The 16,917-nt window shown below is 68.7% G+C and carries 15 protein-coding genes and 1 pseudogene; 7 read left to right on the forward strand and 9 right to left on the reverse strand.

All coding sequences use genetic code 11. The features are described 5' to 3' along the window. On the forward strand, positions 1-1,097 hold a 1,097-nt coding region (locus ACWELQ_RS03530; RefSeq protein ID WP_452395446.1), incomplete at its 5' end, for an RNA polymerase sigma factor. Between the two features lies 1 nt (position 1,098). Here ACWELQ_RS03530 and ACWELQ_RS03535 read toward each other — a convergent pair. Then, complete coding sequence (locus tag ACWELQ_RS03535; protein WP_452395447.1) at positions 1,099-1,638, reverse strand: helix-turn-helix domain-containing protein; 540 nt, start codon at positions 1,636-1,638, stop codon at positions 1,099-1,101. 75 nt (positions 1,639-1,713) lie between these two features. On the opposite strand from ACWELQ_RS03535, the gene ACWELQ_RS03540 reads away from it, so the two are divergent. Then, positions 1,714-3,072, forward strand: a complete 1,359-nt coding sequence (locus tag ACWELQ_RS03540; protein WP_452395448.1) for a serine aminopeptidase domain-containing protein — start codon at positions 1,714-1,716, stop codon at positions 3,070-3,072. Next, positions 3,069-3,509, forward strand: coding sequence for a hypothetical protein (locus ACWELQ_RS03545; RefSeq protein ID WP_452395449.1), 441 nt, complete (start codon positions 3,069-3,071; stop codon positions 3,507-3,509). The genes ACWELQ_RS03540 and ACWELQ_RS03545 overlap by 4 nt, the downstream gene beginning before the upstream one ends. Here the strand turns inward: ACWELQ_RS03545 and ACWELQ_RS03550 are convergent. The 4 genes from ACWELQ_RS03550 to ACWELQ_RS03565 form a co-directional block, all read right to left on the reverse strand. Continuing rightward, positions 3,506-4,672: a low temperature requirement protein A gene (locus ACWELQ_RS03550; RefSeq protein ID WP_452395450.1), complete on the reverse strand. Its 1,167-nt coding sequence runs from the start codon at positions 4,670-4,672 to the stop codon at positions 3,506-3,508. The two genes, ACWELQ_RS03545 and ACWELQ_RS03550, sit on opposite strands and share 4 nt — an antisense overlap. A 159-nt stretch (positions 4,673-4,831) precedes the next feature. Continuing rightward, positions 4,832-8,368, reverse strand: a complete 3,537-nt coding sequence (locus ACWELQ_RS03555; protein WP_452395451.1) for a protein kinase domain-containing protein — start codon at positions 8,366-8,368, stop codon at positions 4,832-4,834. 162 nt (positions 8,369-8,530) lie between these two features. Further along, entirely contained in the window at positions 8,531-9,310 is a 780-nt protein-coding gene (locus ACWELQ_RS03560; RefSeq protein WP_452395452.1) for an MmyB family transcriptional regulator, read from the reverse strand. Positions 9,311-9,363: 53 nt separating this feature from the next. After that, the gene (locus ACWELQ_RS03565) at positions 9,364-9,804 is read right to left on the reverse strand and encodes a nitroreductase family deazaflavin-dependent oxidoreductase (protein WP_452395453.1); all 441 of its coding nucleotides are present in this window, start codon (positions 9,802-9,804) and stop codon (positions 9,364-9,366) included. Between the two features lie 136 nt (positions 9,805-9,940). Between ACWELQ_RS03565 and ACWELQ_RS03570 the strand changes: the two genes are divergently transcribed. The 4 genes from ACWELQ_RS03570 (at position 9,941) to ACWELQ_RS03585 (ending at position 13,895) form a co-directional block, all read left to right on the forward strand. After that, positions 9,941-10,717: a succinate dehydrogenase cytochrome b subunit gene (locus ACWELQ_RS03570; protein WP_452395454.1), complete on the forward strand. Its 777-nt coding sequence runs from the start codon at positions 9,941-9,943 to the stop codon at positions 10,715-10,717. Beyond that, complete coding sequence (locus ACWELQ_RS03575; RefSeq protein WP_452395455.1) at positions 10,717-12,666, forward strand: fumarate reductase/succinate dehydrogenase flavoprotein subunit; 1,950 nt, start codon at positions 10,717-10,719, stop codon at positions 12,664-12,666. Before ACWELQ_RS03570 ends, ACWELQ_RS03575 begins: the two co-directional genes overlap by 1 nt. Beyond that, positions 12,663-13,412: a succinate dehydrogenase/fumarate reductase iron-sulfur subunit gene (locus ACWELQ_RS03580; protein ID WP_452395456.1), complete on the forward strand. Its 750-nt coding sequence runs from the start codon at positions 12,663-12,665 to the stop codon at positions 13,410-13,412. The genes ACWELQ_RS03575 and ACWELQ_RS03580 overlap by 4 nt, the downstream gene beginning before the upstream one ends. A 291-nt stretch (positions 13,413-13,703) precedes the next feature. Then, entirely contained in the window at positions 13,704-13,895 is a 192-nt protein-coding gene (locus ACWELQ_RS03585; RefSeq protein WP_452395457.1) for a hypothetical protein, read from the forward strand. 38 nt (positions 13,896-13,933) lie between these two features. On the opposite strand, the gene ACWELQ_RS03590 is transcribed toward ACWELQ_RS03585, so the two are convergent. The 4 genes and pseudogenes from ACWELQ_RS03590 to ACWELQ_RS03605 all read right to left on the reverse strand — a co-directional run bounded on the left by ACWELQ_RS03590 (position 13,934) and on the right by ACWELQ_RS03605 (position 16,733). After that, the gene (locus tag ACWELQ_RS03590; protein WP_452395458.1) at positions 13,934-14,884 is read right to left on the reverse strand and encodes a hypothetical protein; all 951 of its coding nucleotides are present in this window, start codon (positions 14,882-14,884) and stop codon (positions 13,934-13,936) included. A 68-nt stretch (positions 14,885-14,952) separates the two neighbouring features. After that, positions 14,953-16,002: pseudogene (locus ACWELQ_RS03595) on the reverse strand (RNA polymerase sigma factor); the annotation flags it as partial. A gap of 127 nt (positions 16,003-16,129) precedes the next feature. Next, positions 16,130-16,564: a VOC family protein gene (locus tag ACWELQ_RS03600; protein ID WP_452395459.1), complete on the reverse strand. Its 435-nt coding sequence runs from the start codon at positions 16,562-16,564 to the stop codon at positions 16,130-16,132. A gap of 28 nt (positions 16,565-16,592) precedes the next feature. After that, on the reverse strand, positions 16,593-16,733 hold the full coding sequence (locus tag ACWELQ_RS03605) for a hypothetical protein (protein ID WP_452395460.1): 141 nt from the start codon (positions 16,731-16,733) through the stop codon (positions 16,593-16,595). Between the last annotated feature and the right edge of the window lie 184 nt (positions 16,734-16,917).

The raw sequence follows: 16,917 nt of genomic DNA on the forward strand, positions 1-16,917 counted from the left end.
TCTTCCACGAGGAGTGGAAGCCGTGCCGCTTGCCCGACATGGTCAGGCTCTCCGCCGCCCGCCGCCGCGCCGTCGACCGGTTGCGCCGCGAACAGGTGGGGGCGCGCAAGCTGGCGGCGCTGGCGCTGATCGATCCGCCCGAATCCGGAGAACCCGTGCCCGACAACAGCATTCCCGATGACCGGCTGCGCTTGCTGTTCACCTGCTGCCATCCCGCGCTGGCCTTCGAGGCGCAGGTGGCGCTGGCGTTGCGAACCCTGACCGGGTTGACCACCGCCGAAATCGCCCGCGCCTTCGGCGTTCCCGAGGCCACCATGGCCAAACGGCTGGCGCGAGCCAAGCAGAAGATCCGGGATGCCGGGATCCCGTATCGGGTGCCGCCGGATCATCTGCTGCCGGAGCGGACCCGGGCGGTGCTGGGTGTCCTCTATCTGCTGTTCAACGAGGGTTATGTGGCGAGCGGCGGGCCGCGGTTGCAGCGGCCCGAGTTGGCGGCCGAGGCCCGGCGGCTGGCCGCGCTGGTGGTGGAACTGATGCCGGATGATCCGGAGGCGGGCAGGCTCCATGCCCTGGTGCTGTTGCAGCAGGCGCGGGTGGCGACCCGGGCCGCGGCCGACGGGACGCTGATTCCGCTCGAGGAGCAGGACCGGGCGCGCTGGGATCGGGCGCTGATCGGCGCGGGGCTGCTCGAGCTGCGGCGGACCGCGCGCCGGGATCGGCTGGGCCCGTACCAGTTACAGGCGATGATCGCCGCCTGCCATGTCACGGCCGAGTCCGCGGCGGCGACGGATTGGGCGCGCATCGTCGAACTCTACGACGCGCTGATCGTCCAAGTCCCGTCCCCCACGGTGGTTTTGAACCGGGCGATCGCGGTGGCCATGCGTTCGGGACCGGCCGCCGGACTGACACTGCTCGCCGAGTCGCACGACGCCGGTCCGCTGCCCGCGCGCCTGCTCGCCGCCACCCGCGCCGATCTGCACCGCCGCCTGGGCGAAAACGACTCCGCGGCAATCGAATACCGCCGCGCGCTGGAGCTGACCACGAACGACGCCGAGCGCGCCTACCTCCGCCGCCGGCTCGCGGAGGTCGAGACCTGAACTATTCGCCGCTCGCGCGCTCGATCGGAAAATGGATGGGGCTCAACAGGTATTGGTCGCGGCCCGGGGCGGGCTGGTGGTCCAGGCGCGGCACGATGACCGCGCGCAGGTCGATGATGAGCTGCTCGAGTTCTTCGCGGTTCAGCCAGAGGGCGTGTTGGCGGAAACCGACGAGATCGGCCGCCGGGTCGGCGTTCTCACCGGCGAGGTAGGCGTCGAACTCGGCGATCAGCACGGCCATGGCCATGGCGAAGACGGAGCGGTAGCCGTCGGCGGGCAGGGCGGCGGCGGCCTCGGCGGGGATGGCCGCGCGGTCCTGGCGCAGGCGATAGTGCCGTTCCACCGCGCCGCGAACTCGGCGTTCCTCGGCCACCTCGAGGATTCCGGCGGCGGTCAAGGCGTCGACGTGCCGGTACACGGTCGCCTTCGAGGTGTCGGGCAGGCGGGCGCACAGTTCGCCGGTGGTGAGGGTGCGGTCGCCGCGCAGCGCGTGCACGATGCGCAGCCGCGCCGGATGCGCGAGCAACTCGAAAGTTTCCACTTCCCGACCTTCTCACATCCTGCTAACGTTCTCAATTGTAAGAATGATTGCACTGATTGAGAAAGGTTCGGCGGCATGACCGTTCACCACGACTCCACCACCGGCGAGAACCCCGCGACCGTGGCCACCACCGTCGCCGAGCTACTCCGTGACGAACGCTTCGACGATCTCGCGACCTTGTTCGCGCCGCGCATGGCGGCCGTGCTGTCCGCCGAGACCGTGGGCGTCGGCTGGACCGGGGAGATCGCCAGGATCGGGGCGGTGCGCGAGCTCGGCACGCCCGCGGTCGAACGCTTCGACGACGGGCTGACCAGGGCACAGGTGCTCGTGACCTGCGAGAGCGGCAGCATGGCGGTGCACCTGGCAATCGACGACGCGGGCCTGCTGCACGGGCTGCGCCTGGCCGCCCCCACCGAATCCGGCTGGACCGCACCGGATTACGTCTCGCCCCGGCTGTTCACCGAGCGTGAGATCAGCGTGGGTTCGGGCGCCACCGCGGTCTCGGGCACGCTGACGCTGCCCAAGGGCCGCGGCCCGCGACCCGCCGTCGTGCTGGTCTCCTCGGGACCCGCCGATCGCGATGTCACCGTCGGCCCGAACAAGCCGTTCAAGGACCTCGCCTGGGGTCTGGCCGCGCGCGGTGTGGCGGTGTTGCGCTTCGACAAACTGGGGCACACGCACGGCGGATCCGAATCCGTATCGGGCTTCACCATGGTCGACGAGTACCTTCCGCACACGCTCGCGGCGGTCGAGTTGCTGCGGCGGGAGCCCGGGGTCGATCCGGCACGGGTGTTCGTGGCCGGGCACAGCGGCGGCGGTAAGGCGGCGCCGCGCATCGCGGCCGCGGATCCGGGCATCGCCGGTGTGATCATCCTGGCCGGGGATACGGTTCCGCTGACCCGGTCCATCCTGCGCGCCCTGCACCACATCGCGGCGGTGCAGCCGGAGGAGGATCTGACCGACATCCTGGCCGCCACCCGGAAACAGGTCGCGTGCACCGAGAGTCCCGCGCTGTCGACGCAGACCCCCACCGCCGAGCTGCTGTTCGGCTGGCCCGCCTCGTACTGGCTGGATCTGCGCGACTACGACCAGGTCGCCACCGCCGCCGCGCTCGACCGGCCGATCCTGCTCGTGCAGGGTGGCCGCGACTATCAGGTCACGGCCGAGGAGGACCTGCCCGGCTGGGAGCGGGGACTCGCGGGCACGGACGTCACCGTGCGGGTGTACCCCGCCGATGACCACATGCTCTTCCCCGGGACCGGTCCGTCCACGCCGGCGGGCTATCTGGTTCCGCAGCATGTGGATTCGGCGGTGATCGCCGATCTGGCGGCGTTCGTCGGCGGCGAGCCCGTCCGGCCGACCGTGCGCGACCGGGTCGCGGATTTGCGGAATCGGTTGCGCGGCAGCGGTGCTCGAGCCAGCATCAGCGGATGAAATTAGGACATGTTGCAGTTCTGTCGGTGGCGGCGGCCGCGACCCTCGGCTCGACGACCGGAATCGCCACCGCGGACGCACAGCCACTGCGGACCCGCCATGCCGAGATCGCGGCCTCCTACATCTACGCGCTGGTCAGCCACGACGCCTCGAACGTCCCGTTCGCACCCGACGCGACCCGGGTCGAGGCGGGCCTGCAAACCGGTTACTCCGGGCCACAACTCACCAACGACCTCGACCACGGCGTGCAGTACTCGGTCATCCAGCGCGTCCACGACCTGCGCATCAGCGAGGACGGCGATACGGTGACGACCCGCTACCTGCTCGACTCCGGATTCGGCGGCGTGCGACTGCTCACCGTGGACATCACCGAGACCTTCGTGATCCACGACGATCAGATCCAGACCATCGTCGCCACCATCGTGCCGGTGGGTTAGCGCGCCCGGAACGGGTGCCGCAACAGCAGGAGCGGACGGCCGGTCGAGACGATCCAGTGTTCGAAGACGTTGAGGGCGGCCAGGATCGCCGTCGCCAGGGCCAGGACGGCGATCTGCGGCAGGAGCGGGGCGGCGGCGGTGAGCGCGGCCAGCACCAGGGCGGTGATCAACCGGCCCAGGGTCGCCGCACCGAACATGCGCCAGCGGGTGAACAGGAACGTCGTCACGAACAGGGTCGCGCCCAGTGGCAACAGGTATCCGGCCGCGCCGTGCGCGACCGCGGTCGGATGCTCGACCATGGTGCGCGCGCCGACCGCCACCAGCACCAGGCCGATGACCAGCAGCAGATGCCCGTAGCTGAGGACATCGCGGACCACGGTGCCGCGAATCTGGTTGGTGCGCAGGGAATGTTCGACCGCGGAGAAGCCGTAGGCGAAATACAGCCACCACAGGCCGCAGCCGAGCAGGAAGATCAGCACCACCGCGATCCAGGACACCACGCCCAGATGGGCTTCCGCCGCTTCGGAACCCACCGAGGCGACGGTTTCACCCAGGGCGATGATGACGAAGGTGGCGAAGCGTTCGGGCAGATGGGTCGCACCGAACTGGACCGTTTGCAGCCGCTTGGCCAGCAGGGCCGGACCGCCGAAGGCCAGCAGCACCGCCACGATCCACAGCCCGTTGCGCAGGCCGCCCGCGGGCACCAGCGCGGCCACCACCAGGATCATGGCGGCGAGCACGGTCACGGTGAACGGATTGAACCAGTTGCCGAACGCCCCCGCCTGCGAGAAGGCCCGCTTGCGCTGCATCTCCACCCACAGCATCACCCGCAACGCCAGGTGCGCGAGCGCCAGCAGCAGTGGCTGCGCGTGCCCGGTGAACGCGTGCGGCGCGGTGATCGCGACCACGAACATGCACAGCCCGCACGCGAACAGGAACAGCCGCTGCCGATTCGAATCCTCCACCCCGTGCACCGCCAGCGTGGTCCCCACCCACGACCACCACATGATCCCCAGCAGCAGCACCGTCTGCCCGACCGCACCCCAACTCTGCCCCGCGAACGCCACATGCGCCGCCTGCGTCACCGCGAACACCAGCACCAGATCGAAGAACAACTCCGCCCAACTGGCCCGCTCATGCGCCTCGTGTAGAGGTTCCGTCACCCGTAATCCCTGCCCAACTCGATATCCAGCGCGCTCACTGTACTGAACAAGCCCGCCATGACGTCGCCCCCAACAATCCCGTCACACCGGACATTCCGCCCGGCATGTTCTCGGCCGGGATCCACACCCGCCGGGTCGGTGGCGGGGTGATGAACGGTCTCAGATGGTTTGGGCGGCATGGGCTTCGACCAGGGCCTGGAGGAAGGTGGGTGGGACCTCCGGCCATTCCGGTCGCCATCGGCCCGCGAGTTGGTCGGTGTGGAGGGCGGCGAGGGTGGCTACGACGTGGGGGCCGCCGTCGAGGATGTAGCGGACCGAATCGTGTTCGGCGCATTGGGCTAGGACGGTGGCCAGGAGGGATTCGGCCTCGGGGAGGTGGTCGGTGGCGGCCAGGCAGGCGACCAGGAGGCGGCGGGCCTTGAGGAGCTCTCGGGGGCGGTGGACGGACTCGAGGAGGTCGACCCATTCCTGGGCCCAGGCGCGGGCGAGTTCGCGACGGGCCGGGTCGGATTCGGCGAGCAGCAGGCGGATGGCGGTGAATTCCTCGTAGAGGACGGTGAATTCGTCGATCGGGTCGGTCGGGGTGCGGCGGTGGGCGTGGTCGACGACCGGGAGCGGGCCGAATTCGGGGTGCGGGGGCAGGCCCAGGCGGAGGCGCTCGTTCTCCACCTCGGCACGCAGGCGGGGCAGCGACATCGAAAGCGCCACGCGCGCACCCTCGTTGAGGCGGCGGATGGCGGCGGCCCGGTCACCGCGCAGCGCCTTCACGCGCGCGCCGACCACGTACCGCGCCAGCTTGAAATCGACGACGCCCGCGTCGGGGCCGAGCTTGTACCCGTCGTCGAGCAGCCGCTCCGCCTCGGCGAGTTCGCCACGCTCGTAGAGCAGTTCGCCCAGCAGCGAACCGGCCAGACGCGCCCCATAGGAATGACTGCCGCCGGACTGCTTCGCGATCTTCAACGCGGCCCGGAAATACTCCTCCGCACGCGGAATGTCGAGTTGCAGGCTGGCGGCCAGGCCGAGAAAGCACAGGCCGTGAATATTGTTGTAGAAGCCCTTGTTCCGGCGCATATACGGAGCCGACCACTCCTGGATGCGGACCGCCTCGTCGAAGTCGTAGCGGTATCCAGCCGCCAGACTGGCCACATTCGCGCCGATGGCCACCACATACGGGGACAGTTCGTCGGCGTGCGCGAAGCACGGCGCCAGCCACTCCTCCACGCCGGTCAGCACGTCGGCGCGCACGGTCACCACCGCGTGCACCACCCCCGCCTCCGCGCGCAACAGCTCCCGCACCGACGGGTCGGCATCGGCCAGTGTCGATTCCGCCAGTGCCAGTGCGCGTTCTGCGGGCCCGGCCCGGTGCAGCAGGATGTTCGCCCACGCCAGATCCAGTTGCAGCCGCGGATGGGTCTCGATCACCGCGGGCGGCAGCTTGTTCACCAGGCCGATGAGGCTGGCCATCTGCCCGTACTCGAGCAGCGACATGCCGTCGCGCTCCACGATCTCCACGGCCCGCTGCTCATCCCCCGCGAGCAGGGCGTGATCGACCGCCTCGCTCACCTGCCGGTGCTCGGCGAACCACTGCGAGGCGGTCCTATGCAACGCCTCGATCTGTTCGGGCCCACCGTATTCGAGGCGTTGCCGCAGGAAATCCTGGAACAGCTGGTGGTATTGGAACCACTGCCCGCCATCGAGGCGGCGCAGGAACAGATCCTGCTGTTCGATCTGCTCGAGCAGCGCCTGCCCGTCCGCGACCCCGGTCAGCGCCGTGGCCAGTTCGCCGCAGGTGCGTTCGGTCAGCGAGGTCGCGACCATGAAATCGAGCACACCGGGTTCCAGGGCCTCCAGCACGTTCTCGGCCAGGAATTCCCCGATGGCGTGATGGCGGCCGGTGAGCTGCCCGATCAACTGCCCTGGATCCTCACTGCCCCGCAACGACAATGCCGCCAATTGCAGGGCCGCCGCCCAGCCGCCGGTGGATTCGGTGAGGTCCTCCACATCACCGCGATCCAGATCCAGCCCGTCCAGCTCGACCAGCAGCGCATAGGCTTCCGTCGCGGTGAACCGCAGTGCGGCGGTGTCGATTTCCACCAGGTCGCCGCGGGCGCGCATGGAGCTCATGGGCAACCCGGTCTGATGTCGGCTGGTCACCAGGATGCGCAGGGCCGGGCTGCAACTCTCGATGAGGAAACGCAACGCGGCCTGGGTCTCGGGGGCGGCGACACGATGCCAGTCGTCGATGACCACCGTCAATTGCTCACCGCGCCGGTCGATGTCGTTGATCAGCGAGGTCAGCACGAACCGTCCGGCGGCGTCGCCGTGCTCCTCGAGCAGTTGGCCGAGTTCGCGCGCCAGGGCGGGCCGAGCCTGGCGAATGGCCTCGATGAGATGCGAGAGGAACCACACCACAGTGTCGTCGTCGCTGTCCACGGTCAGCCAGGCCACCGACTCCCCCGCCGCGGTGACCGCCGCGCACCACTGCGCGGCCAGGGTGGTCTTGCCGAAACCGGTGGGGCCGTGCACAACCGCGAGCCGGCGGTCGCTGGCCGAGTGCAGGGCGTCGAGCAGACGCGGGCGCGGGACCAGGGCTCGGGAGAGGGTGGGCGGGCGCAGCCGAGTGGCGGGCACCGGCGGCGCCGCGGTGGTGCGCCCGGCGCGGCTGCGACTCGACGTCGGTGTGCGGCCCGACGGCGTGACTCCGGAGGGTCTGAGGCTCGACGGTGTGAGGCCGGATGGCGTGATCCGCCCCGACCCGGTCGCGGTGCCGTCCAGACCGTCCGCGCCCAGCGCGGGCAAGGGAATCGCCATCTCGTCCGGCGAGAGTCCTTGCCGCTCTTGGATCTCACGCAGCGCGGCCCCGAATTCCGCGGCCGACTTGGGTCGTTCGGTGCGCTCCCGCGCCATCGCGGCCTCGATCACCCCGGTCAGTTCCGGCGGCAGTCCCGCGCCCCCGAGATCGGGCAGCGGATGCTTGGTGATCCGCACGAACTGTGCGATCAACTGCTCGCCGCTGCGCCGCTCGAACACCGCGTGCCCGGTCCCGGCGCAGAACAGGGTGGCGGCCAGCGCGTAGACGTCGGCGGTCACATCGGGGGTCTGCCCTTGCAGCACCTCCGGCGCGGTGTAGGCGGGCGACCCGGCGACGGTGCCCGCCGCGGTCTCGAAACCGCCTGTCAGCCGGGCGATCCCGAAGTCGGCCAGCTGTGGCTCCCCGTATTCGGTGAGCAGGATGTTGCCCGGCTTCACATCCCGGTGCAGCAGGCCGCGCCGATGCGCGGTCTCCAGCGCGCCCGCCAGTTTCACCCCGTAGTGCAGCAGCTCCTGCCACTCCACGATCCCGCGCTGCTGGATCCGCGCATCGAGGGACCCCTGCGAGTGGTAGGGCATCACGATGAACGGCCGCCCGGTATCGGTCGACCCCGCCTCGTACACGGTCACGATGTTCGGGTGCCCGCACAGCTTGCCCATGGCCAGCTGCTCGCGCACGAACCGTTCCAGCGCGTCGGACTCGAGGTCCGCGGTCAGCACCTTGATGGCGACGGTCCGTTCCAGCGCGGGCTGGAAACACCGGTACACGACCCCGAACCCGCCCCGGCCGATCTCGACCGCGTCGGCGAATCCGGTCGCGGCCAATTCCGCGACGAACCCAGAGGTCACATCGCGGCGCGTAGAAAACGGATCGATCTGCCCCACAGCGACCCCGATACGACAACGAGCCTTACCAACCCGAGCATAAGCCGCGTACCGCCGCCGTGCGGAGTAGTCGCACACCGCCGCCGATCTTCGCACCCCCGGGCGGTGCGCGCGGAAATCCATCGGCCCGAGCGGGCGAGGATCACCGCGAGCGGACGAGCGTCAGTGCGAGCGGAAGAATTCCTCGGAAGCCTGGTCGAGCGGGTAGAACAGCTCGATCCGCAACTCCTCCAGCGTGAGGTCGTGGGCGGCGTCGAAGTGGGCCGCCAGCAGCCCGGTCCGGATCATCCGCGCGCCCCGCCGGAAGGTGGAGCACGCGACCAGGTCACCGGGGTCGCGGTGCGGGGCCGGGAGCCCGGCGAGCATGGCGTCGAGCCGCCCGATCAGCCCGGGCAGCCGTTCGTCGGAGGGTGAGCGGGCGAGCTGGGTGCGCAGCCGGGCGCGGGCGGCCCACGCCACCTCCAGCCAGTCCGACTCGGTTTCCGGCGCGGTGCTCTCCACGATGTAGCGCTCGATCATATTGGTGCCCACGGGGTCCCGGCCGAACAGCGCCGCACAGCCCTGATTGGCGGCGATCACCGTCCCGTAGGCGTCCAGTACCAGCCCGGGGAACGGTTCGTGCGCCCGCAGCAGCCGATCCATCGCCCCGGTGAACGGCGTCCAGCGCGGATCGTGCACCGTGACATCGGGATACACCGGCGCGAACCCCGCCGCCCGCAACAGCTGATTGCGATCGGTCAGTCCCAGATCCAGCACGTCGGTCACCCGCAGCACGAGTTCGCGTTCCGGTCCGGCCCGCCCCGCCTCCACCGTCGACAGCACCCGCGTGCTGACCCCCACCCGTTCGGCGAGTTCGGCCTGGCTGACATGGCGAATCTTGCGCCACTGCCGCAGCCGCTCCCCGAACGACTCCTCATCCGGGACCCCCGAAATCGATCCCATGCTCCGCAACCTTGCCAGACCCCGTCCCCCGCCGTCCGCCGGTCCGCGAATCGCTAAGTCGCGGAATCGTTTTCCAGGATCACCACCGGAATCTCGCGGGAGGTCCGCAGCTGGTAGAGCGCGTAGTTGGGCGCGCGGCAAACAATCTGCCGCCACAGTCGCGCGCGTTCGGCCGAATCCGCTGTGCGCGCGAGCATCCTGCGCTCGGTGCCGGAGATGTTCACCGTGACATGCGGGTCCGCGCACAGGTTGCGATACCACTGCGGATGCCGGGGCTCGCCGCCGAAGGAGGCGATCAGCACGACCCGCTCCCCGACCGGCAGCGGTGTGCTCAGCATGGTGACCCGCGGCTGTCCGGTCTTGCGGCCGACCGTGGTCAGCCGGACCACCTTGGTTCCCGGAATCCCGCCCAGCAGTTGACCGTTCGTGCGATCGAACACGGCCTGATGCGCGCCGCCCGCGAGCCGCGACAGCACGGTCACAAGACTTTCCATCACCCCAGCGTAGGCCGTCTCAGACAATCCGACTGACGGTCCGCCGAATCAGCCGGAGACCTGACCGTTGCCGTGTGGTTGCCAGAAGATCCGGAAAGGCGGCGGTACGTTCTGAGTTCGAGGAGGTACGGATGCGATGACGCCTGCTACCGAGATCGTGGATACCGCCGACGCCGGGCATGAAGTGGCCCGCGGCCCCGCCGTCGCACTACCCCGATGGGAGTGGCGGATCCGCCCCTCGTCGGTCACGTTGAAGCTGATCATGGCCGGTACCGGGATCGTCTTCGCACTCTTCGTACTGGTGCACATGGTCGGCAACCTCAAGGTCTACCTGGGCGCCGAGCACTTCGACGAATACGCGCACTGGCTGCGGACCCTGTTGCAGCCGTTCCTGCCCTACGAGGGCGCGCTCTGGATCTTCCGGGTGGTGCTGGGTTGTTGCCTGATCGCCCATGTGGGTTGCGCGGTCCTGCTGACCCGGCGCGCGCACGCGGCACGCGGCCGCTTCCGGCGTCAGGGTCTGAAGGGGCTGCGGTCGTTCACGGCGCGCACCATGCTGGTCACCGGTCTGGTGTTGTTGCTGTTCATCGTCTTCCACATCCTGGACCTGACCGTCGGCGCGCGGCCGTTCGCGAGCACCTCGTTCACCGACGCCACCCGCACCACCAGTCACGCCTACGCCAATCTGGTCGCCAGCTTCGACCGCCCCGCGGTCGCGGTGTTCTATCTGCTGGCCATGGCCCTGCTCGGCGCGCATCTGGCGCACGGATTGTGGACGGCGGTCAATGATCTCGGCATCACCGGCCAGCGCACCCGGCAGGTGTGCGTGGCGCTCGGCGGCCTGCTGGCGCTGGCGGTGATGGTCGGCAATATGACGATTCCCGTCGCGGTGTGGATCGGAGTGGTGTCGTGATGATCGATCCCCTGGCCGACCTGCGCACGGTCGGCGCTCCCATCACCGGCGGTGTGCCCGAGGGTGATCCGGCCCGCGCCTGGCAGCAGCGCTGCCTGGACTACCGCCTGGTCAGCCCGCTCAACCGGCGCAAGTTCACGGTGATCGTGGTGGGCACCGGGCTGGCGGGCGCGGGCTGTGCCGCGGCGCTGGGCGAACTCGGTTTCCACGTCGAGTGTTTCACCTTCCACGACGCGCCCCGGCGCGCGCACAGTGTGGCCGCGCAGGGCGGCATCAATGCCGCCCGCGCCCGCAAGGTCGACAACGACAGCGTCGAACGGTTCGTGAAAGACACCGTCAAGGGCGGGGATTTCCGTGCCCGCGAGGCGGATTGCTTCCGGCTGGCCGCGGAGTCGGCGCGGGTGATCGACCATATGAACGCCATCGGCGCGCCCTTCGCGCGCGAGTACGGCGGCAGCCTGGCGACGCGGTCCTTCGGCGGCGTGCAGGTCTCGCGCACCTATTACACGCGCGGGCAGACCGGCCAGCAGTTGCAGGTCGCGGGCAGTCAGGCGCTGCTGCGGCAGGTGCACGCGGGCACAGTGAATCTGCACACCCGCAGCGAGATGCTCGATCTCATCGTCGACGACGGCCGCGCGTGCGGCATCGTGGCACGGGATCTGGTCACCGGCGCGGTCACCGCCACCACCGGGCACGCGGTGGTGCTGGCGACCGGCGGCTACGGCAATGTCTTCTATCGTTCGACGCTGGCCCGCAATTCGAACGCGACCGCGACCTGGCGGGCGCACATGCGGGGCGCGCTGTTCGCCTCGCCCGCCTTCATCCAGTTCCATCCGACCGCGCTGCCGGTGAACTCGGAATGGCAGTCGAAAACCATTCTGATGAGCGAATCCCTGCGCAACGACGGCCGAATCTGGGTGCCCGCGAAGGCCGGTGACGATCGCGATCCGGGTGATATCCCCGAGAACGAGCGTGACTACTACCTCGAGCGGATGTACCCGTCCTACGGCAATCTCTCGCCGCGCGACGTCTCCTCGCGCGCCGCCCGCAATCGGATCGACGCCGGGCACGGGGTGGGCCCGCTGCACAACAGCGTCTACCTCGACTTCCGCGACGCGCTGGCCCGGCTGGGCCGCGACACCATCGCCGAGCGCTACGGCAACCTCTTCTCGATGTACCGCGACGCCACCGGCGAGGACCCCTACCGGACGCCCATGCGGATCGCGCCCGGCGCGCACTTCTCCATGGGCGGGCTGTGGAGCGATTTCGACCAGATGACCTCCATCCCAGGGCTTTTCGTGGCCGGGGAGGCGAGCTGGGGTTATCACGGCGCGAACCGGCTGGGCGCGAACTCGCTGCTGTCGGCGTGCGTCGACGGCTGGTTCACGCTGCCCTACGCGGTGCCGAACTATCTGGCGGGACAACTCGGCACCGCGCCCCTGGCCGCCGACCATCCCGCGGTGACGGCGACGATCTCCGAGGTCGAGGGCCGGGTCGGGGCGCTGCTGTCGATCGGCGGCACGCAGGGCCCGGATCGGTTCCATCGGCGGCTGGGCGAGCTGCTCTACGCCGGATGCGGGGTGTCACGCTCGGCGCAGGGGCTGACCGACACGATTGCCGCGATCGACAAGCTGACCGCCGAATTCTGGTCCGATCTGCGGGTCGCGGGCAGCGGCGAGCAGTTCAATCAGGAGCTCGAAAAGGCCGGTCGCGTCGCCGATTTCCTCGGCCTGGCCCGGCTCATGTGTCTCGACGCGCTCGATCGTGACGAGTCCTGCGGCGCGCACTTCCGCGTCGAACACCAGACCCGCGACGGCGAGGCGCGCCGCGACGACGAGCATTGGGCGTTCGTCTCGGCGTGGGAGTACCGGCACGACGGCCCGCAGATCCGCCACGACGAGCCGCTGACGTTCTCCGCCGTCCCGCTACAGACGAGGAATTACGTATGAGGCTGACGTTGCAGATCTGGCGGCAGGCCGACACGGCCGCGCCCGGCGGCTACGAGGACTATGTCGTCGAGGACGCCACGCCGGAGATGTCGCTGCTGGAACTCCTCGACCGGCTCAACGACAGCCTGGTCGCGTCCGGCCGCGACCCGGTCGCCTTCGACTCCGACTGCCGCGAAGGCGTCTGCGGCTCTTGCGGAATCACCGTCGACGGCCGCCCGCACGGCCCGCTGCCCAACACCCCGTCCTGCCGTCAGCACGTGCGCTCCTTCAGCGACGGCGCGCGCGTGCGCATCGAACCGTTCCGGTCGGCCGCCTACCCGGTGGTCCGCGATCTGGTGGTGGACCGTTCGGCGCTGGACCGGCTGATCCAGGCGGGCGGGCACATCGCCGTGGACGCGGGCACCGCCGCCGACGCCGACGCCGAACCGCTCCCGCACGACGACGCCGAGTACGCGCTGGACTTCGCCGCCTGCATCGGCTGCGGCGCGTGCGTGGCCGCCTGTCCGAACGGCGCCGCGCATCTCTACGCGGGAGCCAAACTGCTGCACCTGGGTACGGTGACGCGCGGCAAGCAGGAACGCAGTCGTCGTGCGCGCGGTCTCGCCGGGCAGATGGAGGAGGAATTCGGGCCCTGCTCGAGTTACGGCGAATGTGCGGCGGTCTGCCCGGAGAGCATTCCGCTTACCGCGGTCGCGGCCGTCAATCGCGAGGTGGTGCGGGCGCGACTGCGCGGGCCGAAGAACTGATCCGCGCGCGTGTGTCGCAAATAACTCCGCAATTCACCGACCGCATATGTAACCCCGGTCTCTCGAAATCGCTTTCTGTTCGTGGGATTCACCGAACGCGACGCGACTGCGCGACCGGGGCTCGGTTCAATGACACGAAAACCGTGCTGTAGCGGGGCTTTCAGCGTCCGCGGCAACGTTCGAGCCCCTCGCTTGCACCCAGCTCACACGGTAGATTCATCCTCGAGATCAACCGCGGCCCCCGGCACGGGCAACCCCCGTTCTCGCGAGCCGCACCTCGAATGGAGAATCATGAACAACCAAATTCAGTTCGCCGATCGCAATTTCGGATATTTCACCGTCCAGCAGCCGCGTCGTATCAACTACCGCATCGCGACCGCATTCGTCATCGGCATGCTGACCCTCGGATTCGCCGGGCACCTGCTGCTCCCCGAGACCGAACTCAGCGAGCCCGCCCCGGCCTCGGTGACCGTCCTGCGCTGATTCCGCGCGCGACCCGACAGCGTCGTCGGGGTCCCAGGTCAGTCGACATACTGCTGCCAGATGTCGACCACCTTGCCGTCACGCACCCGCATGATGGCGCGCATGTAGACCGGCAGCTTCCGGGCCAGCTTGCGGATATCGACCAGCGAGACGGCCACCGGCACCCGGCCCGCATTCCAGCCGTTGGCGACCGGGCCGATTTCACTGTGGCACATGAGGAGAACCCCCGGGTCCAGCGGCACCGTCCGCTCCACGGCGTTGGGATCGCGACCGGAAGTGTTTCCCGGCACCAGGTGATCGCGGTACAACACGTCCTCATAGGTCACCACATCATCCGCACCGAAACTCAGGTCGACGATCGGATCGTCCGCCACCGGCGCGGCATTCGGCTCGAGTGCCGGGTCGGATCTGGCCGCCTCCGTGACGAACTGGCGCAACTCGACGATCCGCCCGTCACGAATGGTGACGACGGCATCCACCCCGTCCGACAGCCTGTTCTTCTCGCGCGCGTGCGCCCCGAACACGGCCGCCGTCACCGGCGTGAACGAATAGCTCGTCGCGTCACCGCGGGTCGCGGCGCACTGTGGTGTGTCGCAGCTGATCACGGCGTCCGGCGCGATCGGCGCACTGCCGTAGCCGCCGGTCTCGTGATAACCGCGGCCGACCGCGCCGGAACCCCACACCGAACGCACGAAGGTCAACTGGCCGAACGACAGCACATCGTCGTCGCCGAGCTTGTACATCGCGACCACGAGCGTCTGTGGTTTCGACAGGTCCAGAGTGTGCCCGCCGTACTGGGTGGGCGTATTCGCGAGGGGCCTGCCGTCGCTCGAAGTCGTCGGCGGTGTGGTGGTTTTCGTCGGTGTCGTCGAGAGCGGTGTCGTCGGCGAACCGGTCGCCGTCACCGGCGTACCGGAATGTCCATCACATCCGCCGACCGCTACGGCGACGCACGCCACCACCGCCACCAATACCGTTCGCCCGTACACGCTTTCCCCCTCCGTCCGGCGACATTTCGTATCACGCGGAGGGATTGCGCCTCAACCTATTTCGGCGGCTATTCGAGGTAGCCCTGCAATGATTGCGAGCGCGACGGGTGACGCAGCTTCGACATCGTCTTGGACTCGATCTGGCGGATCCGCTCGCGGGTGACGCCGTACACCTTGCCGATATCGTCGAGGGTGCGCGGTTGCCCGTCGCTCAGCCCGTAGCGCAGCGACATGACACCGGCCTCGCGCTCGGTGAGGGTGCCCAGGACGGCGCGCAACTGTTCCTGCAGCAGCGAGAACGCCACCGCCTCGACGGCGACGATCGCCTCGGAATCTTCGATGAAATCACCGAATTGGCTGTCGCCCTCGTCGCCGATCGTCTGGTCCAGGGAGATCGGTTCGCGGGCGATCTGGCGGATCTCGAGCACCTTCGCCGGGGTGATGTCCAGCACCTCGGCGAGTTCCTCGGGCGTGGCCTCGCGGCCCAGTTCCTGCAGCAGCTCACGCTGTACCCGGCCGAGCTTGTTGATGATCTCCACCATGTGCACGGGGATGCGGATGGTGCGGGACTGATCGGCCATGGCGCGGGTGATCGCCTGCCGGATCCACCAGGTGGCATACGTCGAGAACTTGAATCCCTTGCTGTAGTCGAACTTCTCGACCGCGCGCACCAAACCCAGATTGCCCTCCTGGATCAGGTCGAGAAAGGCCATGCCACGCCCGGTGTAGCGCTTGGCGATCGACACCACCAGGCGCAGATTCGCCTCCAGCAGATGATCTTTGGCCCGGACCCCGTCGCGTTCGACCCAGGCCAGATCGCGCCGGCGCGCCATAGTCATCCCGGTCGGCGACTCCGCCTCGGCCCGCAACTTCTCCCCCGCGAACAGACCGACCTCGATGCGAATCGCCAGATCGACCTCCTCGGCTGCCGACAACAACGGCACCCGCCCGATCTGCTTCAGATACGCCCGAGTCGAATCCCCACCCGCGGTGAGTTCGGCCTCCTTGCGCGCCTTTCGCAAAGCCGGAGAATCACGTTCATCCCAGACCCCGCCCTCGGCAGCGTCATCGTCCACCGCGTCATCGGGCGCGCCATCCTCCACCGCGACGTCACTCAGCGCGGCGTCATCCGGTTCCCCCGATTCCACCCCGGAATCCTGGTCAGTCGCTTCGCTTTCGGAAGTTGCCACATTCGCCTCTCCGAGACCTTCGGGCGGCGGCAGGTCACCGTGGCCACCCCCGAGCCTACTGGCCCCCACCCGATCCCGGCCACCAGGCCTTGTGAACGAACTCCAGCCGATTCCCGTCGACATCCGCGACATTGGCGGCGTAATAGCCCGGCGCGAAATACGTCCGATCAGCCGGCGCCCCCTCATCGACACCCCCGGCCGCGAGCGCGGCGGCATAGGCCGCGTCAACCGCCTCGACACTGTCACACACGATGCCGACGTAGAGCCCCGTCTCCCCGGGATTGCGCTGCCGCAACCAGATGCTCGAGCCGACCCCGGTCCCGGAGACATAAACAGCATCCCCGATACCGAAGAGATCGGGAACGCCGCTCGCTTCTTCGGAAGCGCGGTAGCTTCCGAACTCCTTCCAGCCCAACGGCTCCAGAGCCGCGAGGTAGAACGCCGATGCCGCCTCGAGATCGGTCACCGAAATGTAGACATGGTCGATCATTTCGTATCCCCGTTCCGATTGCCGAGGTTCAGTCCAAACCCAGATCCAGCTGATTCCAACTGATGGTCACGTCGAGCGGGTCCACGGCATCGACCGCTACCGCATCGCCGCGCGCCCGCAACGACATATTCTCCCGGACGTAGGTCCCATCGGCAGTCAGCCGCAACATTGTCACTGATCGCGACATGGTTCGGAGACGGCGATTCACAGTGCACGATCATCCCATCGCGGATCTCCACGGTACGGGCGATGTCCTCGGGCATACCCAGGTACATGGCCATATCGATGATCGGGATCGCGGTGCGCAGCCATGACCAATCGATCGCCTCGCTCATGCCGTCAGCCTAACGTCA

It is taken from the genome of Nocardia sp. NPDC004722 (assembly GCF_053601505.1).